Here is a 7815-nt window from a genome sequence, read left to right on the forward strand (position 1 = left end):
GGAACAAGATCAGCACGCACTCCGGACACCCTGCCGACCAAGATCGTCGAGCACAAGACCCGCAGCGCAACTCATTCTGAAACGATCAGTAAGTGTCCCGGGCGGCCAGCATCCGCTCGTGCGGCATGGTGATGGCCTGCAGCGCCGCCCGGCCGCCCGGCGTCAGGCGCTCGTCGAGGGTGCGGAAGAAGGTGGGCCAGAACTCGGCGCCGACGGCCTCGATCATCTCCACGCTGACCACCGCGTCGTAGGTGCCGCGGGCTTCGCGGTAGTCGCACAGTTCGATGGCCACGCGGTCCGCGTACCCGGCCTCGCGTACGCGGTCCAGCGCCAGCTCACGCTGCTCCTTGGACAGGGTGAGCGAGGTGACGTGCGCCCCGCGGGCGGCGGCCCGCAGAGCGAGCTCGCCCCAGCCCGTGCCGATCTCCAGCAGCCGGGTGCCCTCGCCGACACCGGCCAGGTCGAGCAGGCGGTCGATCTTGCGGTGCTGGGCGGTGGCCAGCAGCGACCAGTCGGCGGGGAAACCGCGGAAGACGGCCGAGGAGTAGGTGAGGGTCTCGTCGAGGAACAGCGCGAACAGGTCGTTGGACAGGTCGTAGTGGCGGCTGATGTTGCTGCGCGACCCGTCAGGCGTGTTGCGCTGCGCGTCGGGCTGTCGCTGCGCCCACGCACCGCGCAGCCGCTGCAGCCGGGGCGGAATCAGGTCGGCCGCGTGGGCGGCGAGCACAGTGAGCGCGCCGACCAGGTCGGGGGCGTCCCACTCGCCGGCCATGTACGACTCACCGAACCCGATGAGCCCGCGGGTGCCGATGCGGGCGTGGAACGCCTTCGGGTCGCGCACCTCTATCAGTGGTCCGCCCGGGCCGAGGGTGGTGCCGTCGGCGAACCGGACGCGCAGGGGCAGTCGCCGCAGGGCGCGCCCCACGACGGCCTCGGTGACGGCCCGCACCGGCCAGGACGCCCTGGGCACGGCGGCCACATCGGGCCAGCGCTCGGCGTCGACGGGCAGGGTTCGGGGGCCCCCGGCGCGGTGGCGGGCGGCGAGGCGGGGTTCGACCGTGGTCATGAAGCACTCTCCGGGGTGCGGCGGCCCGGGCGCGGCTGCACCGGCAGGCCCCGCAGAAACAGGCGGATACCGTGGAAGCGGATGGCGGCCGACACCATCAGGGTCGACCAGGGATGGCGCAGGGCCAGACGCAGCAACACGGTCGCGGTCACGTCGCGGCGGGTGCCGTGGACCGAGGCCGTGAAGGGCGGACTGCCGGGCCGCTGCAGCGTCACGGACAGGCGCAGGCGCTCACCGGGCGGCGGGAGCCGCATCTCGTAGCGGCCGTCAACCGGGTTGAACGGCGACACGTAGAAGTCCTTGGCGACCTCCGCGGTGCCGGCCACATCGGTGTGCAGCAGGTAGGCGTGGCGCTCGCCGTAGGTGTTGTGGACCTCGGCGACCACACATTGCAGGGCACCGTCGGGGTCGTCGCACCAGTACAGGGTGAGCGGGTTGAAGACGTGCCCGAGGATCCGGGCATGCGCGAGCATCCGCACCCGGCCGCCCCGCAGGTCGATGCCATGCTCGGCCAGGAAGCCGTCGAGCGCGGCCCGGATCGAGGGAGCACGTCCCGTGAAGTGATCGCGGGCGCGGAAGCGTGCGAGGGGCCGGAGCGGACGCGGCAGCATGGGCAGGTGGTCGAGGTCGACCAGCCACAGGTAGGTGCGGTGCCGCAGGGCGTAGCGATTGGGTGCCCGGCGCACATGGGCGATCGTGCACGGGTAGAGAGCCGGCGGCCCCGGCCGGGCCGGCCGCAGGGCGGACAGGGCGGTCACCACCGCACCCCCAGGGCGGCGGCGGCCTCGACGCCCGAGCGGCAGCCGTCCTCGTGGAACCCCCAGCCGTGATAGGCACCCGCGAACGCGGTGACGGCCGTGGTCAGTTCCGGCAGCAGCCGCTGAGCGGCAACGGACTCAGGCGTGTAGACGGGGTGTTCGTAGGTCATGCGGGCGAGCACCCGGGCGGGGTCGACGCGGTCCTGGCCGCCGAGGGTGACGACGTACGTCTGCGGGGTGTCGAGGCGTTGCAGCCGGTTCATGTCGTAGCTCACCCGCACCCGGTCCGCGCCGGCCCGGCAGTCGGGCATCAGGTAGTTCCAGGAGGCGCGGGCCCCGCTCGCCCGCGGCAGCAAGGAGGTGTCGGTGTGCAGCAGGGTGGCGTTGCGGGAGTAGCGGAAGGCGCCGAGGACCTCCTTCTCGTCGGGGGTCGCGTCGGCGAGCAGCCGCAGCGCCTGGTCGGGATGTGTGGCGAGGACGACGTGGTCGTAGGAGGCGGTGGTCCCGTCGCCGGCGGTCACGTCCGCGCCGTCCGTGTGCCGGAGCACGGACCCTACAGGGGTGCCGGCGCGCACGTCGTGCAGGCCGACCGCGATCCGGTCGACGTACGTTCCCGATCCGCCCGTGACGGTCCGCCACACCGGTGACCCGCTCACCGAGAGCATGCCGTGGTGGGCGAGGAACCGGAACAGATAGGCCGCCGGATATCGCAGTGCCGTCTCCGCGTCGCAGGACCACACGGCGGACACCACCGGCGTCATGAAGTGGGCCCGGAAGTAGGGCGAGAACCCCGTCTCATTGAGGAACTCGCCGAGCGTGCTCGTGTCGTCGGCGCCCGTTGCGAGGAGGCGCCGGGCGGCCCGGTGGAAGCGCGGCACCTCGGCCAGCATGCGCAGGTAGGACCCGCGCAGGGTGTTGCGCGGCTGGGCGAGCAGTCCGCGAAGACCGCGGGCGCCGGCGTACTCCAGGCCGCAGCCCTCGCACCGCACGGACATGCTCATCTCCGACTCCTGCGTGGCCACGCCGAGTTCGCGGAACAAACGCAGCAGGTGCGGGTAGGTGCGGCGGTTGTGCACGATGAAACCCGAGTCGACGCGGTGCGTGAGCCCGTCGGGCCCAGTCAGGTCGTGGGTGTGGGCGTGGCCGCCCAGCCGGTCATCTGCCTCGTACAGGGTCACGTCATGGGATTTGCTCAAGATGTATGCGGCGGTCAGTCCCGCGGCTCCGCTGCCGATGACGGCCGTACGGCGCATGGCCCCACGACCTTTGCCCAGTTCCGGTTTTTCCCCGGCCTGTATCGCACCGGACGGCTTCTGCATGATTGGTCTCTCCCTCCCCGAATGTGTGAACAACGCGGCCGTGGGCCGGTCCGCGACTGAGCAGACGCGGACCGGCCCACGGGACAGCGGCCGCAGGACCCCGCGACGGGGCCCGGCGGGCGCTGCGGGATGTCACATCTTGGGCATCAGGACGGTGTCGATGATGTAGACGTTGGCGTTGGCGGTCTTGACGTTGCCGCAGACGACCTTGGCGGAGTCGTTGACCGTGTAGGACTCGCCCGAGCCGGAGGTCATGACCTTCGACTTCTCCAGCGTGTCGAAGGAGCCGTTCTCCAGGTCCTTCGGCGTGAGCTTCTGGCCGACGACGTGGTAGGTGAGGATCTTCGTCAGCATCGCCTTGTCGTTGAGGACCTTGTCCAGGGTCGCCTTCGGGATCTTCTTGAAGGCGTCGTTGGTCGGCGCGAACACGGTGATGTTCTGGGCGTTGTTGAGGGTGTCGACCAGACCGGCCTTCTTCACCGCGCTCACCAGGGTGGACAGGGCCGGGTTGTTGGAGGCTGCGGTGGCCACCGGGTCCTTGGCCATGCCGTCGAAGGAGCCGGCACCGTTCTTCGGCACGGACGAACAGGCGGGGCCAAAGGGCTGGTCCATGCTGCTCATGTCGCCGCTGGGGCTGGCCATGTCGTCGCTGCTCTTGCTGGCCGGGGTCGACGCCTTGTTGGAGGAGTCGGACTTGCCCGAGTCACTGCTGCCGCCTGAGCAGGCGGTCAGGGCCAGGGGCAGCACGGCAGCGGCGGCGAAGAGTCCTGCGGTACGACGGATACGGGTGTTCATCATGTTCTCCTGTAGAACGGTGCAGCATTGAGCTGCGTTATGGGGGTTGTTGGCAGAGTGGATCGGGGGAGGGCACGAGGCCCTTGGAGTGCGGCCGGCGGTCACTCGACGGTGACGACCACCGAGTGCCAGCCGCTGGCGCCGTCGGGAATGGTGCGGGTGCGTTGGTCCGTCTGCACCCGGCCTGTGCGGTCGGTGGCGCGCACCGTGAGGGTGTGGCCGCCCTTGGTGGCCTGCCAGGGAAACGACCACTGCCGCCAGGTGTCCCGGGTGTCCTCGGCCGCCAGGTGCGCTTCCTGCCAGGGGCCGTCGTCGATACGGACCTCGACCTTGCCGATGCCCCGGTGCTGGGCCCAGGCGACCCCGGCGGCCATCACCGTGCCGGCCTGGGGCCGTGCGAACGGCTTGGGGGTGTCGATCCTCGATTCTGTCTTGATCGGCGCTTTGCGGGCCCAGCCGCGCTTGACCCAGTAGGGGTCGTAGGAGTCGAAGGTGGTGAGCTCGATGTCCTCGATCCACTTGCAGGCCGACACGAACCCGTACAGGCCGGGGACGACCATCCGGACCGGGAAGCCGTGGTCGAAAGGAAGCGGCTCGCCGTTCATACCGAGGGCGAGCATCGCGTCCCGCCCGTCCATGACGTCCTCGACCGGGCTCCCGATCGTCATGCCATCCACGGACCGGGACACCAGCTGATCCGCTCGGCCACCTCGGGACGGAGGCTTCACCCCGCAGTCGGCGAGCAGATCGGCCAGCCGCACGCCGATCCAGCGGGCATTGCCCACATAGGGGCCGCCGACCTCGTTGGAGACACAGGTCAGGGTGATGTCCCGCTCGATCAGCTCACGGTGCAGCAGGTCGTCGAAGGAGTAGCTGGCCGGACGGCGTACGCCCTTGCCGTGGATGCGCAGCCGCCAGGCGGTGGCGTCCACCTTGGGCACCACCAACGCGGTGTCCACCCGGTAGAAGTCCTTATTCGGGGTCACGAAGGGACTGATGCCGTCGATGCGCAGTCCGGCCCTCTTCGGGACCGGATGCGCCGGCGACCCGGGATTGGGCAGGACGACCTTGTTACGTGAGGCGATGGCGTCCTTGCCGTGCGAGGCGTTCAGGGACCGTCCGACCGCGCCCACCGCGGCGGAGGCCGTTGCGGCGGATGCGGCCGCGAGGACGAATCCCCGCCGGTCCCAGCCTGCGGAGGCAGCACTTGCCGCTTCCTCGCTCACGGTGTCTGGCTCCCCGGCCGTCGATCGGGCAGGCGCGGTGAGGCTGCCCACCAGGACGTACAGAAGCAGAGCCCCTGCAACAGCTCCCACGACGGAGGGCAGCGCGTCGGTGAGGCTAGTGGAGTCGGGCCGACTGGTCGCGGCCGCCGCCCCGATGACCCCGAAGAGAAGGACCCCGGCGGCTCCGACCCGCCTAAACCGCACCGTCAGCGCACCCAGCACTAGAGCCAGCACGGCCAGAACGGCCAGGATGCCGAGCTGCAGCACGAGCTTGTCGTTGGTGCCGAAGTGGCGGATGGCCCAGTCCTTGACCGGAGCGGGCGTTGCGTCGATGGACGCGCCGCCCACCGCGATGACCGGACTGGACTGCGGACGCAACCCCGCCGCGACCAGTTCGGCCACCGCCAGCGCTGCGAAGCCGGCCAGCGCCCCGCTCAGCGCACCCAGCGCCAGGCGCGGCCAACCCGGCCGTACTCGCTGATCCTTCTCTTCGTCCCTCACGCAGGGAATCCGGTTCTACGGCCGGAGCGGATTGGTCCCAGACCTGATCAGGTGAAAAGAGATCTCGGACCAATCCACCCCCCAATCCGCAACGGATTACGCAGTTAAGTACCGACGGACGTCGCCGTCCCTGCTGGACCGGGGAACAGGGGCAACAGCCTGTCGGAGGGTGCCTGAGCAGGGGCCGGGCCCCCTCGGAGAGGTCTGACGTGGTGGCGCCGGTGCGTCACATGCCGGTGTTGACGCAGGCGTTGCCGAAGGTCGGGTTCAGCACGCCGATCACGTCGACAGTGTTGCCGCAGGCGTTGACCGGGATGTCGACCGGGACCTGAACCACGTTGCCCGACAGAACACCGGGCGAGCCGATCGCAGCCCCCTGCGCGCCGCTGTCGGCCGACGCAGCCGCCGCGCCACCGAGCACCACCGCGCCCGCAGCCGCCACCAGACCCGCACCCCGCATCACCCGAGACCGCAGAAGAGTCATGTCCACGTGCCTTTCCTCCTTACTGCGGCGGCAGTCGCCGCCGGCCGGCCGCATACCGCGACCAGGCAGCCGTAATCCGCTGCCAACCCGTGCGCGGACTGCTCAAAACGGCCTGGATCACCCGATCGCGGTACACAGCGCCCATGGCGCGGCCGTCGAGCCCGAGAATCGTTGCCTGCAAGCCCCCTGATACCACCAGCCGCATCCGTGTCCGCTGTCACGCGCCTGTCGAGGACAACCGCACACGCGGCCGAACAGCCGGGCCGCGCCCAGGGGCAATCACGCACCTGTGCGGCGGTCGTCCAGCCGCGGCATCGGGTTGCCGCCGTACCCGTGTTCCGAAAGTTGCTGTTGCGCACCAAGCCTTTTCCCCGACAGCTGCGGATTCTCTGCGCGAGATGTCACTGCGACAGTGGTTCCCCGGGAGGAAGGCATCGTGTCGGTTGTGCGAGAACAGGGCGGCAAGTCGGCAACGTCGGCGTTGTGGCTGCGGCACTGCCCGCAGCAGCCGCGTGCGGCAATCATTACCCTGCACGGAGGACGAGCGGAGGGCTACCAGACGTCCCAGCCCTGGCACCTGGCGGCACTGAGGATGCGCCCCATACTCCGCGCAGCGGCCTCCGCCATGCCCCTCGACGAGCTCGTTCTGGCCCACGTGCGCTACCGCCACCGCGGCTGGAACCAGGATGACCCCCTGAACGACACCTACCACGCACTCGGCGAGCTGCAGCAGATCACCGGGCCGGTGCCGACCATCCTCATCGGGCACTCCATGGGAGGCAGGGCAGCCCTTCGGGCAGCCTCTCACCCACAGGTCGACGCAGTCCTCGCCCTCGCACCCTGGCTGCCGCCAAACGAACCCGCCACGCAGCTGAGCGGCAAGCGGACCGTTGTGGTACACGGTGAACGCGACCGGATCACCAGCCCCCACGACTCCGCCGACTACATCAAACGGGCCCGCACGGCCGGAGTCCGCGCCGGCATTATCCTCATCCGCAACGGCGACCATGCCATGCTCCGCCGCTCCCGCCTCTGGCACCGCACCGTCACCACACTGGTCACCGACCTCCTGCGCCCGGACGAGCAGCCCTCCGGCCTGGCCGCCGCCAGCTACGCAGCAACCGCCCCTCTGGTGCTGTAGGGCAGTAAACGCATCTACGACCCGGGCGACATGGGAGCGATGTTCTTCGCCGTCCTGGGCGCCGCCGCGCAGATCGAGCGCAACTACATACGCTAGAAGACCCTGGAGGGCCAGCACGCCGCCGTCAAGGGCAACCACGTCGGACGGCCGAAGGTCATCGACGACGACACTGTCCTCTTCGCCCGCGCGCTCACACCAAGCCCGACCCCGCCGAGCTGGACTTCTCCGGCGTCAACTGGGGGAAGAGCCCGTTCAGCGGCGGGAACGACAACTGCGTGGAGTTCGGCGTGGTAGGCGACCTGATCGCCCTGCGCGACTCCAAGCGGCCCGGCCAGACCCAGCTCGTCTACACCCGCGAGGAGATCGGGGCCATGCTGGCCGGCGCGAAGGGGGGCGCGTTCGACCACCTGGCATAGCACCACCTGGCGGCGAGCAATGCTCAGGACTTGTGGATCAGCCCCGGGCGAGGACGCGGAGGGCGTACCTTCCCGAATGATCCGTAAGGTCTCCGAGTAGGCCCGCGTT

Annotated in this window: 7 protein-coding genes and 1 pseudogene; 2 read left to right on the forward strand and 6 right to left on the reverse strand. The window is 69.9% G+C overall.

Annotation, left to right across the window (positions count from 1 at the left end; translation table 11 throughout):
* Nucleotides 1–88: 88 nt before the first annotated feature.
* From ACGFYV_RS37275 to ACGFYV_RS37300, 6 genes and pseudogenes are all read right to left on the reverse strand, one after another.
* Nucleotides 89–1066: pseudogene (locus ACGFYV_RS37275) on the reverse strand (class I SAM-dependent methyltransferase); the annotation flags it as partial.
* Nucleotides 1063–1824, reverse strand: a complete 762-nt coding sequence (locus ACGFYV_RS37280) for a DUF1365 domain-containing protein (RefSeq protein ID WP_393882992.1) — start codon at nt 1822–1824, stop codon at nt 1063–1065. The pseudogene ACGFYV_RS37275 and the gene ACGFYV_RS37280, both read right to left, overlap by 4 nt.
* Nucleotides 1821–3077, reverse strand: a complete 1257-nt coding sequence (locus ACGFYV_RS37285; protein WP_393882996.1) for an NAD(P)/FAD-dependent oxidoreductase — start codon at nt 3075–3077, stop codon at nt 1821–1823. The genes ACGFYV_RS37280 and ACGFYV_RS37285 overlap by 4 nt, the downstream gene beginning before the upstream one ends.
* Nucleotides 3078–3275: 198 nt before the next feature.
* Complete coding sequence (locus tag ACGFYV_RS37290) at nt 3276–3938, reverse strand: fasciclin domain-containing protein (RefSeq protein WP_393882993.1); 663 nt, start codon at nt 3936–3938, stop codon at nt 3276–3278.
* A gap of 101 nt (nt 3939–4039) precedes the next feature.
* Entirely contained in the window at nt 4040–5665 is a 1626-nt protein-coding gene (locus ACGFYV_RS37295; RefSeq protein ID WP_393882994.1) for a molybdopterin-dependent oxidoreductase, read from the reverse strand.
* Nucleotides 5666–5891: 226 nt separating this feature from the next.
* Nucleotides 5892–6125, reverse strand: a complete 234-nt coding sequence (locus ACGFYV_RS37300) for a chaplin (RefSeq protein ID WP_393882997.1) — start codon at nt 6123–6125, stop codon at nt 5892–5894.
* A gap of 460 nt (nt 6126–6585) precedes the next feature.
* Here ACGFYV_RS37300 and ACGFYV_RS37305 point away from each other — a divergent pair, with 460 nt between their 5' ends.
* Both ACGFYV_RS37305 and ACGFYV_RS37310 read left to right on the forward strand, forming a co-directional pair.
* Entirely contained in the window at nt 6586–7290 is a 705-nt protein-coding gene (locus ACGFYV_RS37305) for a dienelactone hydrolase family protein (protein ID WP_393882995.1), read from the forward strand.
* A 215-nt stretch (nt 7291–7505) separates the two neighbouring features.
* Complete coding sequence (locus ACGFYV_RS37310) at nt 7506–7706, forward strand: DUF397 domain-containing protein (RefSeq protein WP_393882998.1); 201 nt, start codon at nt 7506–7508, stop codon at nt 7704–7706.
* Nucleotides 7707–7815: the final 109 nt, after the last annotated feature.

Origin of the sequence: Streptomyces sp. NPDC048297, from assembly GCF_043201585.1 — a bacterium.
In the GTDB taxonomy this organism is placed as follows: domain Bacteria; phylum Actinomycetota; class Actinomycetes; order Streptomycetales; family Streptomycetaceae; genus Streptomyces.